This window comes from Xenorhabdus hominickii (genome assembly GCF_002632725.1).
In the GTDB taxonomy this organism is placed as follows: domain Bacteria; phylum Pseudomonadota; class Gammaproteobacteria; order Enterobacterales; family Enterobacteriaceae; genus Xenorhabdus; species Xenorhabdus hominickii.
This window is the reverse complement of the sequence record NZ_NJAI01000002.1, coordinates 440,768-457,914: the sequence shown is the minus strand read 5'-3', so window position 1 is coordinate 457,914 and position 17,147 is coordinate 440,768. Positions and strand designations below refer to the sequence as shown.

The following is a 17,147-nucleotide window of genomic DNA, read 5'->3' as shown; positions in this document are numbered from 1 at the left end:
AGAGAGAACGAATTTAACTCAGCGTACTCGAGTAAAAAGACTGAATAGAAAAACTATCAGTTATTCAAAATCCGAAGAAATGCACGATAAGGTGATAGGAACTTTTATTGAGCGTGAGTACTATTTTTGATATTCAATCTAACTATTTAATACATGACCATTTTTTTTGCCAATAATTTTTCCATTTTTAAATAGTGTTATCTTGGAGTTGCTAATAGTTAATCGGTCATTAATTTTGACATAAATATTTCCATCAAATTTTAGGTTACGATATATGCATATTACATTTTTCATTTTTAAACGCCTTCTTATAATTAATGAACATGCCCCATAAATTCCAATTTGCAATTTTAACAAAAAACGGAATGCGCTCCGGAGCCATCAATAATTTAATGTCTGACGAGGGTGGAATTGTTAAAAATTAACAAATCAGGAACATAACTAAAGACAAATGTTATTTAAAATAAAATACGTGTTTTTTAAATATAGTTCATAATGGAAATATATACAAAATAAATTATTCACAAATGAAACAAAGACATTGTAATGGTGTTTGGTCGTATATCCAATACGTTGTTCTTTATAAGATAATCTTCATTTTTTACGAGAGAGGATTGAAATGGAGGGAGTAGGGATTGAATGTCGGTTTTTCATCAGACAAAGAACGTGAAAAAGCGCGGTATAGTTAACGAAGGCCACCACCGTTAATGCTGTCTCTCCTGTAATAGCACTTTCTAATTCGACTATAGTTATAGTGCCTGTCAAGCGGGAATAAAAAATTGTGGTATGTTTGGGAACTTCAACTAAAGCCTATCATCGCATATGCCTTCGGCAAAAGAAGCAACGATACATTGCCCCCCTCTTTGCCAATCTCCTTTCTTAGAATGACAAAAAAAAGACGCAAAAGCGTCTTTCTTTATGTTTTAAATAAAAAATTAATACTTACTAAACATATCCTGAATTTTTGCTACGTCAGTAGTCTGAGTCAGCGCCAATTGCAGCAGAACACGCGCTTTCTGTGGGTTCAAACGTTCTGATGCCACAAAGCCATATTTGCTATCATCAACTTCAGCATTTGGCGTTGTATAACCGAAAGGAATACGGCTGGAACGAACAACAACAACGTCATCTTTAGCAGCTTTAGCCAAGGCATCAAAAACAGACTTGTAAATGTTGCCGTTACCTACACCAGCACTGACAATGCCCTGATAGCCATTTTCAACGAAAGCTTTTGCTGGCAGATCAGATGCGTTGGAGTAGTTATAAACAATGCCCACTTTTGGCAGTTTGTCCAGGTTGCTAACATCAAAAGCTACTTTATTTGCTTGTACTTGTGCAGCAGAATAGTAATTTACTTTACCGTTATGAACGAAGCCTTGTGCACCAGCATTGACAGCCTGAAACGCCTGAACTTCAGTTGTGCTTAATTTACCAATGTCACGACCATGAATAACGGTATCGTTCATCGCCAGCAGAACACCACGGTTTGCGGAATTTTTATCAACGGCAACAACAACTGCATTGTACAGATTCAATGGGCCATCAGCACCCAATGCAGTAGATGGACGCATAGCGCCAACCATCACAACAGGTTTCTTGCACTGAGTTGTCAAATCGAGAAAATAAGCAGTTTCCTCCATAGTATCAGTACCATGAGTAATAACGAAACCATCGGTTTTATCACAATCAGCATTGATTTTCTTTGCCAGAGTCAACCAAACCTGATCGTTCATGTCCTGAGAACCGATACTAACAACCTGCTCACCTTTCAAGTCAGCGATGTTTTTGATTGCTGGAACAGCATTCAGCAATGCATCAACACCCACTTTGCCCGCCGTATAACTAGATTGTGTTGCCGATTCACCACCCCCAGCGATTGTGCCACCTGTTGCCAAAACGGTAATGTTTGGCAAAGCAAATGCAGAACCACTGATTAAAGCCAAAAAGCTGGCTATTGCTGTTTTTTTAGTCTTTTTCATTATTTAACTCCTTGTAAAAAAAGTTATTTTAGTATGTAAATCGGAAATAAATAAACTATCTTTAATAATAATTTTGGGGAATTGATAGAGCGGACAAAAAAAACACCGTATGATATACGGCCTCTAATAGAAATTAAAGTGAATCACAATGACGCATACCTATATTCCAGGCAAAGATGCCGCACTGGAAGATTCCATTAACCGTTTCCAGCACAAGCTAGAATCCCTCGGTTTTAATATTGAAGAAGCTTCATGGTTAAATCCTGTACCTCATGTTTGGTCAGTGCATATCCGCGATCGTGACTGCCCTCTGTGCTTTACCAATGGCAAGGGCGCTAGCAAAAAAGCGGCGCTAGCTTCTGCACTGGGGGAATATTTTGAGCGTCTATCAACCAACTATTTCTTTGCGGATTTTTACCTCGGCGATGCCATTGCCAACGGCGAGTTTGTTCACTATCCAAATGAGAAGTGGTTTCCTCTGCCTGAAGATGATTCTCTGCCAGAAGGTATCTTAGACGAACGCCTACATCGTTTTTACAACCCAGATAATGCGCTCTGTGCCAGCCAATTGATCGACATGCAATCGGGCAATGAAGAACGTGGGATCTGCGCTCTGCCATTCTCTCGTCAATCAGATAATCAAGTTATTTATATTCCAATGAATATTGTCGGCAACCTATATGTTTCAAACGGCATGTCAGCGGGCAATACCATGAACGAAGCGCGTGTTCAGGGATTATCTGAAGTGTTCGAACGCTACGTGAAGAACCGCATTATCGCAGAATGCATTAGCTTGCCTGAAATTCCACAAGATGTCATGAATCGTTATCCCGGTGTGGTTGAAGCTGTCAATAAATTGCAGGAAGAAGGCTTCCCACTCTATTGCTACGATGCATCACTCGGTGGTCAATTCCCGGTAATTTGTGTCGTATTATTCAATCCGAATAATGGCACTTGTTTCGCTTCTTTTGGCGCCCATCCTGATTTTGGCGTTGCACTGGAACGTACCGTCACAGAGCTACTGCAAGGCCGTAGTCTGAAAGATCTTGATGTCTTTACTCCGCCAAGTTTCGATGATGAAGAAGTCTCTGAGCACACTAACCTAGAAACTCACTTTATTGACTCAAGTGGCGCAATCAGCTGGGATCTGTTCAAGCAAAATGCCGATTATGAATTTGCTGACTGGAGTTTCAGCGGAACAACCGAAGAAGAGTTTGCCACTCTGATGAGTATCTTCAACACACTGGATGCCGAAGTTTATATTGCTGATTATGAACATCTTGGTGTTTATGCCTGCCGTATTTTGGTTCCGGGCATGTCAGATATTTATCCAGTTGAAGATTTGCACATTGCCAATAACACCATGGGAATCCATCTGCGTGATACCATTTTGTCTTTGCCAGAAAGCCAATGGCAACCAGAAGAATATCTCGCTTTCCTTGAACAATTGGATGACGAAGGGTTGGATGATTTTACTCGTGTTCGTGAATTATTAGGGATCGCAGCGGGTAAAGACAATGGCTGGAGCAACCTTCGTATCGGTGAATTAAAATCCATGCTGGCACTGGCCGGTAACGATCTGGAACAAGCATTGATCTGGGTTGAATGGACTCAGGATTTCAATGCCTCTGTCTTCACCGCTGATCGGGCTAATTATTATCGCTGCCTGCAAACACTGTTACTGTTAACCCAAGAAGAAGAGCGCGAACCCGCACAATATTATCAGGCATTCGTTAAAATGTACGGTCAAAATACTGTCGATGTGGCTTCTGCTGCTATTGCCGGTGAGAACTGCTTCCATGGTCTTTGGTCTGTAGATTCAGAGTTAAAAGCTCTGCCAGCACATCAAGCATTATTAAATGCCTATGAAAAGCTGCAAAAAGCCAAACGTGAGTTTTGGACGAATTAATATACTCAATAAATAGCTAAGTTAAAGCTTATTTATTAAGAAAGTAAAATCCAGGTTAAATATCATTTAATTTAAATAATAAATTAATGACAATTTAACCTGTTATTTTACTTTTCATGTCTGCCCCAAAAATACTTTATATAAAATATTTTTATAAATTTTAAAAAGTATTTTTTATATATAAATCATAATCTTGAAACAGAAATCTGTATTTAGACTATTATAGTTTACTAGATTTGTTGCCTAACATGATCCATATCAAATTCAGGTTAATGCCCGTTTGTTACTATCATTGCGTGCTATAATTAATTAAGGATAAGAGAGTGTTAGGATGAAAACTGACAACCTTTTTAATTTATTTCCACCTGCTGTAATGGCACAAATCGCTGATGATAGTGGTGTATATAAAATCAACAAACACCCCGCAGTGACGTATTTATCGGCAATCATGGCAGGTGTGTTTATTTCTATTGCTTTTGTTTTTTATATTACGGCAACAACAGGAACCTCTACTATTCCTTATGGGTTGGCAAAATTAATTGGTGGGATCTGTTTTTCTCTTGGTTTAATGCTGGTGGTTATATGCGGTGTCGACCTATTCACATCCACTGTATTAACAATCATTTCAAAAGCGACAGGCCGTATTACCTGGTCGCAAATGCTCAAAAACTGGGTGAACGTTTATATCGGTAACCTGATTGGCGCGCTGTTTTTCATGGCCTTAATATGGTACTCAGGCCAATATACCGTTGCCAATGGTGCTTGGGGGCTGAATGTACTACAGACAGCCGATCATAAAATGCACCATACCTTTATTGAAGCGGTATGTTTAGGCATCTTAGCCAATCTGATGGTATGCCTTGCGGTCTGGATGAGCTATGCCGGACGCAGTCTGATCGATAAATTGTTTGCATTGATATTACCAATTGGCATGTTTGTCGCCAGCGGATTTGAGCATAGTATCGCTAACATGTTTTTAATTCCATTCGGGATCATCATCAAAAATTTCGCACCGGATGAATTTTGGTTGAAAGTGGGAGCAACCCCAGAACAATTTTCTCAACTAACCGTGTCTAACTTTATTACTGATAACCTGATCCCTGTGACAATAGGTAACATTGTCGGTGGTGCTGTATTGGTTGGGTTGATTTATTGGTTCATTTATCTACGTGGCGGCAAAAAAAGTTAATTCGCCTCCGCGCCAGCTTTCTTAAAAGTTCCACTATTAAAAGGTAGAAGTATCATGTCCGAGTTAAATGAAAAATATTCTGTAGCATGGCAAGGCTTTAACGAGGGTAACTGGCAAAACGAAGTCAACGTTCGTAACTTCATCCAGAAAAACTATACCCCGTACGAAGGCGATGAATCATTCCTTGCGGGCGCCACAAAAGCGACTGATATTTTGTGGGAAAAAGTCATGGAGGGTATCAAAATCGAAAACCGCACTCATGCACCAGTTGATTTTGATACTGACGTTGCATCTACAATTACTTCTCATGATGCTGGATATATTGAAAAAAATCTGGAACAAATCGTCGGTCTGCAAACCGAAGCTCCGCTAAAACGTGCCATTATTCCATTTGGTGGCATTAAAATGGTTGAAAGCTCTTGCAAAGCTTACGATCGCGATCTCGACCCAAAACTGAAACACATCTTCACTGAATATCGCAAGACTCATAATCAGGGTGTATTCGATGTTTATACACCAGATATTCTGAAATGTCGTAAATCCGGTGTTTTGACTGGTCTGCCTGATGCCTACGGCCGTGGCCGCATTATCGGTGATTACCGTCGTGTTGCACTGTACGGTATCGACTTTCTACGTAATGAAAAATATACTCAATTCACTTCCCTTCAGGAAAAACTGGAGAACGGTGAAGATCTAGAAGCCACTATCCGTCTGCGCGAAGAAATTTCTGAACAACACCATGCTCTTAGCCAAATCAAAGAGATGGCAGCTAAATATGGCTACGATATTTCCAACCCGGCTACCAATGCTCAGGAAGCGGTACAATGGACTTATTTCGCCTATCTGGCAGCAGTTAAATCCCAAAATGGTGCAGCGATGTCCTTCGGTCGGGTTTCCACCTTCTTGGATATCTACATCGAACGCGATATTCAGGCAGGAAAACTGACTGAACAACAAGCTCAAGAACTGATCGACCATCTGGTCATGAAGCTACGTATGGTACGTTTCCTCCGCACTCCGGAATACGACGAATTGTTCTCTGGCGACCCAATCTGGGCTACTGAATCACTGGCAGGAATGAGTTTGGACGGTCGTACTCTTGTGACTAAAAATAGCTTCCGTTTCCTGAATACGCTGTACACCATGGGGCCATCCCCAGAGCCAAACATGACCATTCTGTGGTCTGAAAAACTGCCAACTAACTTCAAAAAATTTGCAGCGAAAGTATCAATTGATACCTCATCCCTGCAATATGAAAATGATGACCTGATGCGTCCCGACTTCAGCAGCGATGACTATGCTATTGCATGTTGTGTCAGCCCAATGATTGTCGGTAAACAAATGCAGTTCTTCGGTGCACGTGCAAACCTTGCAAAAACCATGTTGTATGCCATCAACGGCGGCGTGGATGAGAAAATGAAAATGCAAGTTGGCCCAAAAGAAGAACCAATGAAAGACGCAGTACTGGATTATGACAAGGTCATGGAACGCATGGATCATTTCATGGATTGGTTAGCGAAACAGTATGTCACAGCCCTGAACATTATCCACTATATGCACGATAAATACAGCTATGAGGCTTCATTAATGGCACTGCATGATCGTGATGTATACCGTACTATGGCATGTGGTATCGCGGGTCTGTCCGTGGCAGCCGATTCTCTGTCAGCAATTAAGTATGCAAAAGTTTCTCCAATCCGTGATGAAGATGGTTTAGCTGTTGATTTCAACATTGAGGGCGAATATCCACAATTCGGTAATAATGACCCACGTGTCGATGATATCGCGTGTGATCTGGTTGAACGCTTCATGAAGAAAATCCAGAAGCTACAAACATACCGCAATGCAGTTCCAACACAATCTGTACTGACCATTACCTCTAATGTGGTTTATGGCAAAAAAACAGGTAATACTCCTGATGGCCGTCGCGCTGGTGCCCCATTTGGGCCGGGTGCTAACCCAATGCACGGACGTGATCAGAAAGGTGCGGTTGCTTCACTGACTTCCGTTGCCAAACTGCCATTTGCTTACGCAAAAGATGGTATTTCATATACCTTCTCAATCGTACCTAATGCACTGGGTAAGGACGATGAAGTACGCAAAGCAAACTTGGCAGGGCTGATGGATGGTTATTTCCATCACGAGGAAAATATCGAAGGCGGACAACATCTGAACATCAATGTCATGAACCGTGAAATGCTGTTGGATGCAATGGAGAACCCAGAGAAATATCCTCAATTAACTATCCGTGTATCGGGTTACGCAGTGCGGTTCAACTCCTTGACCAAAGAACAGCAACGAGATGTGATTACCCGTACCTTTACTAAAACCGTGTAATCATTATTAAGAGTTAAATTAATAAATACCGTGTTACCTAAAAATATCATTATTTTTTGTTAAAATTAAATAAAATACGCTATACACAATGGATTTTGAGTTGCAGCACGACGGCAAGAAAACGAATCCCCAAGAGCATAGTTAACTCTATGTTTATAACTACGTGACTGGGGTGAGTGAGCATAGCCAACAAAGCTGCAACTTGAAAGACAAAGGGTATAAAGGCCCCTTAATGCTGGAGCCTTTATTAGTTTGTCGTCAGTTTTGGAGAAATCCTTTCATGTCCGTACTTGGTCGTATCCACTCTTTTGAATCTTGCGGAACCGTTGATGGCCCAGGTATCCGTTTTATCGCGTTTTTCCAAGGTTGCCTGATGCGTTGCCTCTATTGTCATAACCGCGATACTTGGGATACCCACGGCGGAAAAACCGTTACTGTTGAAGAACTAATCAAGGAAGCAACAACCTATCGTCATTTTATGAACGCTTCAGGGGGTGGAGTCACCGCTTCTGGTGGTGAAGCAATCCTTCAGGCCGAATTCGTCCGTGATTGGTTCAGAGCTTGCCATGCAGAAGGTATTCATACTTGCTTAGATACCAATGGATTTGTGCGTCGTTATGATCCGGTGATCGATGAACTTCTGGATGAAACCGATCTTGTGATGCTGGATTTAAAACAACTTAATGATGATATCCACCAAAAACTGGTTGGTGTTTCTAATCACCGAACTCTTGAGTTTGCCCATTACCTGGCAAAACGTAACCAAAAAACCTGGATCCGCTATGTCGTTGTTCCCGGATGGTCGGATGACGAACAATCCGTTCATCTACTTGGTGAATTCACTAAAGATATGGACAATATTGAGAAAATTGAATTATTACCTTACCACGAGCTAGGTAAACACAAATGGATTGTGATGGGTGAAGAATATCAATTAGAAGGTGTAAATCCCCCATCAAAAGAGACAATGGAGAAAATAAAAGAAATTTTGAGTGGTTATGGGCACCATGTGATTTATTAGTCTTCCATACCCTCCTTACCAATAGCAAATATAATCTGGCTCAACGAATAATTGTAGCCAGTCTTGTTTTGAATAATTTCCTATAATTATCTATATACCTAGTCAAAAGCAAGCTCGTTGAAAAACTCTTTAATGATAAGTTCAATAAACCTGAAGGTATAAACCATCTGACCATAAAAAGGTTTAATTTACATTTAACAAATACTTGGCAGGATGTTTATTGACTGAGTGGTCTATCCAGCATAACGAGTTTAATGAATAAAATGACTCCTAACCGATGATAATATCAGTCTGGCAACTAACTGATATTGTAAAAATAAAATGATAAATTTATGTTTTTGCACCACCACTCTGAACATATAATTACATTCGTATAATGAATATATAAATTATATGATTGAAAAAATGATCGCACTCTGGGGTATGGGGATAAAATTTCCCTCTAAAAATACGCAATATCCCATTCTAAAACCTAATTTTTTCCATTTATTCCTTTAAAAAAACATTTAATTCTAGTTAAAGCAAAAAGGAGACTAAAAAATAGTCATACTCATCCCATGATATAAGCAAAAATTATCTATTAATCCTCCAATAAGAATCACAATTATTCCTTGTTGATTCATAATTTTTATATGATAATTCTGCCGTTTTCTCTAGCAATTTGTGTTACTGGGATGGATATAGAGAAAAGCTAATTCAACAATCACCACTCAATAAGATAAATCGGAAAAAAATGGATAATCAAGATATTAATTTCAATTCAGGAGAAAACAACGTTTCCCTGAGTAAAGAGAAGAGCACATTCATTCCAGGTGGCAGAGCAGTAGGAGCTGGTGCAGCAACGGAATGGATTGGTAACGCGTGGGAGATGTTTAAGGCAAATCCAATGAAATGGGTGCTAATAACTTTAGTCTATGTAGCTATCCTCGTAGTTTTGAGTCTTATTCCTCTGGTCAACTTTATCTCTGGCCTATTTGGTTCAGCATTTATTGCTGGCTTCATCACCGCAGCGGAAAAACAAAGAGCCACAGGTGATTTTGAAATAGATTTACTGTTTCATGGCTTTAAGAATAAATTAGGCTCATTGATTGCCGTGAGTGCACTTTATTTAGGAATATATATACTTGGAGCCGTTGCTGCAGTTCTTATCGTAGGCGTTGGTGCCATTGAGTCACTTTCATCCGCTCCAGAACTGTTAATAAATAGTTCCTCTTCTTTCATATTAGCAGGTCTTGTTTTCCTCACTTTCAATATAATTGCTCTTGCATTTGCCTGGTTTGCACCGGCCCTAATTATCATTAATGATCTAAAATTCGGTGAAGCAATATCAATGAGCCTAAATGCTGTGAAGAAAAACCAGCTCGGTGGTTTTCTCTTTTTCTTACTGATGGGTATACTAATGGCCATTTCCATGATCCCATTATTCCTTGGGCTGATTGTTACTGTGCCTATGATGATGGTTGCTTATTACACAACCTATCGTAGTATCTTTTATGCCCCGGAAGAAAAAGAAATAAAATCTAGCTTAATCAGCTAAATATTTCCTTGCAGATATCCGTAATAAGAATGTAAGTATTATTCTTTTGAGTACTATTATTTATAGGGAAATATACCATTGGAGTCATGGCCATGCTTTCCTATACTCAAAAAAGATAAAATGGCAATGACAGATTAGGTTATAATTTAGCCCATAAAAAAGCGCCGAATAAAGGCGCTTTTTATTAATAATACAATGTATTAACCGATATATTCCAATCCATTCATATAAGAACGCAATACCTCAGGAATTTCGATACGGCCATCTGCCTGCTGATAGTTTTCCATCACGGCAACCAGAGTACGGCCTACCGCCAGACCAGAACCATTTAATGTATGCACCAACTGAGGTTTCTTGTCGTCTTTATTGCGGAAACGCGCTTGCATACGACGAGCCTGAAAATCCCACATGTTAGAACATGATGAAATTTCACGGTAAGTATTTTGCGCTGGCAGCCAAACTTCCAGATCGTAAGTTTTTCTTGCACTCGCGCCCATATCGCCCGTACACAGCAGCATTTTACGGTATGGTAGATTCAGCAACTGCAATACTTTCTCTGCATGCCCTGTCAATTCTTCCAGCGCATCCATAGATTTCTCAGGATGAACAATTTGAACCAGCTCAACTTTATCAAACTGGTGCATACGGATCAGACCACGAGTATCACGGCCATAAGAACCCGCTTCAGAACGGAAGCAAGGTGTGTGCGCCGTCATTTTCAGTGGTAATTCGCTTTCATCCAGAATTTCATCGCGAACCAAGTTAGTAACAGGGACTTCCGCGGTTGGGATCAAGGCATAATGGCTGCCTGACTCTTCTTCCAACGGTCTGGTGTGGAATAAGTCTTCACCAAACTTAGGCAATTGCCCTGTACCATACAGGGAGTCATGGTTAACCAGATAAGGAACGTAAGTTTCCAGATAACCGTGCTGTTCAGTATGCAGATCCAACATAAATTGCGCGATAGCGCGGTTCAGACGAGCAATCTGACCTTTCATAACCACGAAACGTGAGCCAGTCAATTTTACCGCAGCTGCAAAATCAAGGCCGCTAGTCAATTCCCCCAGTGATACGTGATCTTTGACTTCAAAATCATACTGGCGTGGTTCACCCCAACGGCTAATTTCTAAGTTATCACTGTCATCTTTTCCATCTGGAGAAGAATCATCAGGAATATTCGGCATGCTTAATGCCAGATTACGGATCTCTACCTGCAACGCTTCCAGTTCAGATTTTGCTGAATCCAGTTTTTCTCCCAACTGATTGACTTCTTGGCGCAGTGGTTCAATATCTTCACCACGGGCTTTCGCTGCACCAATAGATTTCGATCGGGAGTTACGTTCTGCCTGCAGGGTTTCAGTTTCAACTTGTAAAACTTTGCGACGCTCTTCAAATTTGCGCAGCATTTCCACATCAAGGGTATAACCCCTGCGAGCCAGTTTTTCGGCGACTGCGTCTAGCTCATTACGCAGTATATTTGGATCGAGCATGCTAGTCCTGTGCTTGTTGTTATTGAGAAAATGATTATTGAGAAAAAATGATGAAATCTATTAGATATAGACCTTACCGTATCAATCAGATTAACGGTAGCGTTTTATTGGGCTATTTTGATTCTGTTCCATTAGCCAGTTTAATTTCTCACCAATTTTGCCTTCCAGCCCTCTGGCTGATGGATGATAATAGCGTGTTTTTTGCATTTCTGGTGGAAAATAAACTTCACCTGCTGCGTAGGCATTCGGTTCATCATGAGCATAACGGTATGCTTCACCATATCCCATTTCCTTCATCAGCTTAGTTGGCGCATTACGTAAGTGAGCAGGAACATCATAATCGGGTTTGTCTTGCGCATCTGCCATCGCTGCCTTAAATGCCATATATACCGCATTACTTTTCGGAGCACACGCAAGATATAAAATCGCCTGTGCAATAGCCCGCTCTCCTTCCGCAGCTCCTACACGCGTAAAACAGTCCCATGCAGCAATAGCGACCTGCATTCCTCGGGGATCAGCATTACCCACATCCTCAGAAGCAATCGCCAGTAATCGACGAGCAACAAAAAGTGGATCGCCACCTGCGGTAATGATTCGGGCATACCAATAAAGTGCAGCATCAGGGGCTGAGCCACGAATTGATTTATGCAAGGCAGAGATTAAATCGTAATATCGATCACCTTTATTATCAAACCGCGCACTTCTTTCTCCACTCACTTCTTTCAACAATTCTGGTGTCAAAACCCGCTGTCCCTGTACATTCGTTTCAGCCATGTCTGACATCATTTCGAGCAAATTCAGGGAACGCCGGGCATCTCCCGCAACAAGTTCTGCAAGTATCTGGCGGGTATCGTCCGGTAACTCGATATTTTGCCCACCAACACCACACTCTTTATCGTTCATTGCCTGAATGAGTATCTGCTCAATTTCTGATGCCGAGAGTGATTTGAGTAAGTAAACGCGGGCGCGTGACAGTAATGCCGAATTTAATTCGAAAGAAGGGTTTTCGGTTGTTGCTCCGATAAATGTGATCGTGCCATCTTCAATATGCGGTAAGAATGCGTCTTGCTGACTTTTATTAAACCGATGGACTTCATCAACGAATAAAATAGTTCTACGTCCAGCATTACGATTTTGACGGGCTTTTTCTATGGATTCACGAATTTCTTTAATGCCTGATGTCACTGCTGAGATCCGCTCAATATCAGCTTGTGCATAGTGACCAATAATTTCAGCCAGTGTGGTTTTCCCTGTTCCTGGTGGTCCCCATAAAATCATGGAATGGAGATGACCAGCCCGGATTGCTCTTGCTAAAGGCTTTCCTTCTGCCAGTAAATGCTGCTGACCAATATAATGATCTAATGTGGTTGGCCGCATCCTTGCGGCCAATGGCTGAAATTCATTTTGTGAAAAATCGAGTGAAAGACTGTTCACTTAAACCTCACTGGCGCTGATCATCCAGCGTGACACCTTCTGGTACGGTAAATCTGAATTTAGCCGCATCCACATTCGTGTTTTGCTGCCCTTTCAATTGATAGGCGCTTTTTTGTCCATCCTGTTCAACCGCCGTAAATTTCTGAATCGTTCCTGCAGGTGTCACGGTAATTGAAAAATGTTTTAAATTACCCTTGGCATTAGTCGGTATTAATTCGAAATTATTGCCATTTTGTGTCACCTTATACTGTTTCCAATCCGCAGGATCATTACGCGCAATTAACATAAATGGCGTATTTCCTGTTGCATCTTTTAGCCAGTTCGCAGTGACCTGTTCGACAAAAGGGTTATAAAACCACAAGGTTTTACCATCAGAAACCAAAACACTCTCATCAGGCGATGTCATATGCCAATTAAACAAATTAGGGCGTTTGATCCAAAGTTCTCCTTCTCCTTTTTGGATAGCCGAACCGTCATTACTGGTAACGGTTTGGGTAAAACTGGCATGAAAACTATTTACCTTACCCAAACGACCTTGCAAATTCTGTGTAGCATTCGCCCAAGCTGAACCTACACTAACCCCCATCACCAGACAACCAATCAACAACACTCTTTTCATGTGTAAGATACCTTCAATTCGTATTATTATCAGCACCAATAGCTGATTATTACATTGCAATTAGCCATGGCGATTAATGTTCATGCGGAGGTGGTGCCAAAACTTCACGATTGCCATTATGACCAGGTGTACTGACAATCTGCTGGGCTTCCATCTGTTCTACAATCCGAGCGGCTCGGTTATATCCGATACGGAATTGGCGCTGCACACCAGAAATGGAAACTCGACGTTTTTCAATGACAAATTCAACCGCTTGATCAAACAGAGGATCGAGCTCTTCATCGCTATCAAGTCCTAAACCGCCTTCACCATCTTCTCCCCCCTTGATAATACTATCAATATATTGAGGACGACCACGGGCTTTCCAGTCATTAACCACTTCATGAACTTCCTGATCACGTACGAATGCACCATGAACACGTACAGGAATAGAAGAATTTGGTGCCAAATAGAGCATATCACCCATGCCAAGCAATGATTCAGCTCCTCCTTGATCCAGAATTGTACGGGAATCAATTTTACTGGAAACGGTAAATGCGATACGCGTTGGAATATTCGCCTTAATTAATCCTGTAATAATATCAACAGAAGGACGCTGAGTCGCCAACACCAAGTGAATACCTGCTGCACGAGCTTTCTGAGCCAAACGTGCAATCAATTCCTCTACTTTCTTCCCTACAGTCATCATCAGGTCGGCAAATTCATCAACCATAACAACGATATAAGGTTCTTTCTTCAGCACAGGATGCGTTATATCCATACTATCACCTGGCTTCCAGAACGGATCAGGAATTGGACGCCCCATGTTTTCTGCCTGCTTGATTTTGTCGTTATACCCCGCAAGATTACGCACCCCCAAAGCAGACATCAGTTTATAGCGCCGTTCCATTTCATTCACGCACCAACGCAATGCATTGGCGGCATCTTTCATGTCGGTAACAACTTCAGTCAGCAAATGTGGAATGCCTTCATAAACCGATAATTCGAGCATTTTCGGATCGATCATAATAAAACGAACATCCTCTGGCTTCGCTTTATATAAGATACTGAGGATCATCGCGTTGACCCCCACTGATTTACCCGAACCGGTTGTTCCCGCAACCAACAAATGAGGCATTTTTCCTAAATCAGCAACAACTGGCTGCCCTGCAATATCTTTCCCTAATACGATAGTCAGAGGGGAGGGATTATCCCGGAATTTCTCACAATCCAGAACTTCTCGCAGATAAACGGTTTGACGTTTCTTATTGGGTAATTCCAGACCAACGTAAGGTTTCCCCGGGATCACTTCCACGATACGGACAGCCACTGCGGAAAGTGAACGAGCAAGGTCACGTGATAAGTTAGAAATACGGGAAGCTTTAACACCCGGAGCCAGATCCAATTCAAATCTTGTGATGACAGGACCAGGCGAAAATCCAACAACATCGGCTTTAACGCGATAATCATTCAAACGTACCTCAATCAAACGAGACGTTTGTTCAAGGGCAAACATATCAATCGGCTCTTCTTCTGCTGGCGGTTTTTCCAGAAGATCCAGAGAAGGCATTGGTGTTGTTGATTTTGGCAATGGCTGATCATTGCGCATCAAGAATGGATGGAACAAACTATCTTGCTGCGGTTGCTGCGGTTGCTGCGGTTGCTGCGGTTGCTGCGGTTGCTGCGGTTGCTGCGGTTGCTGCGGTTGCTGCGGTTGCTGCGGTTGCTGCGGTTGCTGCGCAAAAGTATGTTGCGTTTTCAATTTATGGGAAACAAGTTCAGATACTATTTTTTTCTCCTGAACTTGTTGAATCGATGGCTCTGGCGATATAAATGCAGATTCAGGTTTTCCAAGATCAGCAACATGAGGGAAATAATTATATTCCGGTGTTTCATCTTGCGCTGAAACGAATTCTGAAACCATAGGCTGGTTCATTTGATAACGTTCACGTTGCTGCTGCTCAAATGCTATTCGCAACGCTTCTTCCTGCACTTGTTCTTCACTTTCGCGATTTTCAGTAAATTCAGCTAATGGTGATTGCCCATATATCGACGTAGTTTCTGCTTTCTTAGGTAATTCTTTGCCTTCCGGTTCAAAATCAGAACCATAACGTTCGCGCTGTTGATCAAGGAATTGCTGACGCAACATGTTTTGTTGCTGCTCATCCATGCATTGCTCATCAGCTTCTGCATTTAATTCATTCTGCTTCTCTTTTTCTTCCCGTTGCAAATGTTCGGCTAAACGATAAGTAGGCACTTTAATACCGTACAATTCACGACGAGTAGGTATTCTGACTGGATTAGGGCGAGGCATTTCAGGGCCAATACCCTGCTTAACCTGTGGATTTTTCGTCACAATGGCAGCACTAGCAATACCCGCCGCTGTATTTTTCAGATTAGCATTTTCGCTTGAAGGGAAAGTGAATGAGTCTGTCGCATCACTCTGAGACTGTATATTTATTTCAGCCATGCTGCCTGTAGATAACTCAGTCTGAGAAAACTCTGCTGAAGAAGGAGAAACAGATTTTGGCGAGGACTCTGCTACCTGCATAACGGGTTTCGCTATGTTTTCTTCGTCAAGGCTTTCTTCGTCTAGGGAATATGCAACCGTTTCTGGCGTTACAACCTCCAACAAGGCTGTTTCAGGAAGCGCTATTTCAGATAATTCCGTCTCTGCAATAATATGTTCAGACGAATTATCTTGATGAAATTCTTTCGGGTTTTCCATCACCAGAGACGGTGAGTCAATCGGCAATTCTGAGTCTGTACTGACTAACTCAACTACTGTTGGCACAGCCAGCAATACATCGTTTTCATCTACGCCACCCATTTCATTTTTATCGGCATATTCAGCCTGTTTCTGACGTTCTGATTCGTCCTCACTTTCTGGCTCAGCATCGTCATATTCAGTTTCGTTGCGACCACGATTGATCACAAAACTCAGTGAGTTCAGAATGGCTGCGCCAATTTTTTCCGCAATCGTTAGCCATGACCAGCCTGTAAACAGAGTGAACCCAATAGCCCAGAGACCAATCAAAGCCAACGTTGAACCAAGGATATGGAACCAAGGCAGAATCGCATTACTGAATAGGTTACCAATGACACCACCGGCAGCAAAATCATCTAAATCATCAATATTAATTGCAGCCAAGCCACACGAAGTCAGCACCAAAGTCAGGGCACCAATGACGCGTAACGCAAATGTGAAGAAATCAACGTACTCTTGCCTATCTTTCTGACGGAAAGCATTCCAGCAGCCTAAAAGCATTAACGGCGGGACTGCATAGGCAAGAATACCAAATGCTGAGAACAGGGTGTCTGATAACCAGGCTCCAACACTGCCACCCCAATTATGAACAGGTTCATGCCATGATGTTTGTGACCAACTCGGGTCGGATGGATTAAAGCTGACAAGTGCCAGCATAAAGTACACAGCACAAATGGCAATAACCAACAGAACGGCTTCCAGAAGCCGACGGCCACTGCTTATTTTCTTTAACTTAACACGTTTGTCTTCTGTATATTCCTGGTTCAAGAAAGGCTCTCCAGGTTTTCCTGCTGATTAAACGGAACAACGCTGAGGATAGGCTCAGCGTTGAAACTGTATGCATAAACAGGAGTGTAACTAAATTTTTCCTGTTTTGCATCTGTAC

11 protein-coding genes are annotated in these 17,147 nt (G+C 41.7%); 6 read left to right on the top strand and 5 right to left on the bottom strand.

Annotation, left to right across the window (positions count from 1 at the left end):
• A partial coding sequence (locus Xhom_RS09230) for an IS1 family transposase (protein ID WP_244590775.1) occupies nt 1–130 on the top strand: 130 nt, incomplete at its 5' end.
• 805 nt (nt 131–935) lie between these two features.
• Here the strand turns inward: Xhom_RS09230 and ansB are convergent.
• The gene (gene ansB / locus Xhom_RS09225; protein ID WP_069316388.1) at nt 936–1,979 is read right to left on the bottom strand and encodes an L-asparaginase 2; all 1,044 of its coding nucleotides are present in this window, start codon (nt 1,977–1,979) and stop codon (nt 936–938) included.
• A gap of 148 nt (nt 1,980–2,127) precedes the next feature.
• Here ansB and ycaO point away from each other — a divergent pair, with 148 nt between their 5' ends.
• The 5 genes from ycaO to Xhom_RS09200 all read left to right on the top strand — a co-directional run bounded on the left by ycaO (nt 2,128) and on the right by Xhom_RS09200 (nt 9,972).
• Nucleotides 2,128–3,888 (top strand): 30S ribosomal protein S12 methylthiotransferase accessory factor YcaO, encoded by a 1,761-nt coding sequence (ycaO, locus tag Xhom_RS09220; protein ID WP_069316389.1) that lies wholly within the window; start codon nt 2,128–2,130, stop codon nt 3,886–3,888.
• 331 nt (nt 3,889–4,219) lie between these two features.
• Nucleotides 4,220–5,077 carry a formate transporter FocA gene (gene focA, locus Xhom_RS09215; protein ID WP_069316390.1) on the top strand — a complete coding sequence of 286 codons (858 nt, stop codon included), beginning with the start codon at nt 4,220–4,222 and terminating at the stop codon, nt 5,075–5,077.
• 54 nt (nt 5,078–5,131) lie between these two features.
• The gene (gene pflB, locus Xhom_RS09210; RefSeq protein ID WP_069316391.1) at nt 5,132–7,414 is read left to right on the top strand and encodes a formate C-acetyltransferase; all 2,283 of its coding nucleotides are present in this window, start codon (nt 5,132–5,134) and stop codon (nt 7,412–7,414) included.
• 280 nt (nt 7,415–7,694) lie between these two features.
• A complete protein-coding gene (gene pflA, locus Xhom_RS09205; protein ID WP_069316392.1) occupies nt 7,695–8,435 on the top strand; it encodes a pyruvate formate lyase 1-activating protein in 741 nt (246 codons plus the stop codon).
• A gap of 733 nt (nt 8,436–9,168) precedes the next feature.
• Nucleotides 9,169–9,972 carry a BPSS1780 family membrane protein gene (locus Xhom_RS09200; protein WP_069316393.1) on the top strand — a complete coding sequence of 268 codons (804 nt, stop codon included), beginning with the start codon at nt 9,169–9,171 and terminating at the stop codon, nt 9,970–9,972.
• A gap of 200 nt (nt 9,973–10,172) precedes the next feature.
• On the opposite strand, the gene serS is transcribed toward Xhom_RS09200, so the two are convergent.
• From serS to Xhom_RS09180, 4 genes are all read right to left on the bottom strand, one after another.
• Entirely contained in the window at nt 10,173–11,462 is a 1,290-nt protein-coding gene (gene serS, locus Xhom_RS09195; protein WP_069316394.1) for a serine--tRNA ligase, read from the bottom strand.
• A gap of 90 nt (nt 11,463–11,552) precedes the next feature.
• A complete protein-coding gene (locus Xhom_RS09190; protein WP_069316395.1) occupies nt 11,553–12,896 on the bottom strand; it encodes a replication-associated recombination protein A in 1,344 nt (447 codons plus the stop codon).
• Between the two features lie 7 nt (nt 12,897–12,903).
• Nucleotides 12,904–13,515 carry an outer membrane lipoprotein periplasmic chaperone LolA gene (gene lolA / locus Xhom_RS09185; protein ID WP_069316396.1) on the bottom strand — a complete coding sequence of 204 codons (612 nt, stop codon included), beginning with the start codon at nt 13,513–13,515 and terminating at the stop codon, nt 12,904–12,906.
• 73 nt (nt 13,516–13,588) lie between these two features.
• On the bottom strand, nt 13,589–17,029 hold the full coding sequence (locus Xhom_RS09180; protein ID WP_099139726.1) for a DNA translocase FtsK 4TM domain-containing protein: 3,441 nt from the start codon (nt 17,027–17,029) through the stop codon (nt 13,589–13,591).
• Nucleotides 17,030–17,147 lie beyond the last annotated feature (118 nt).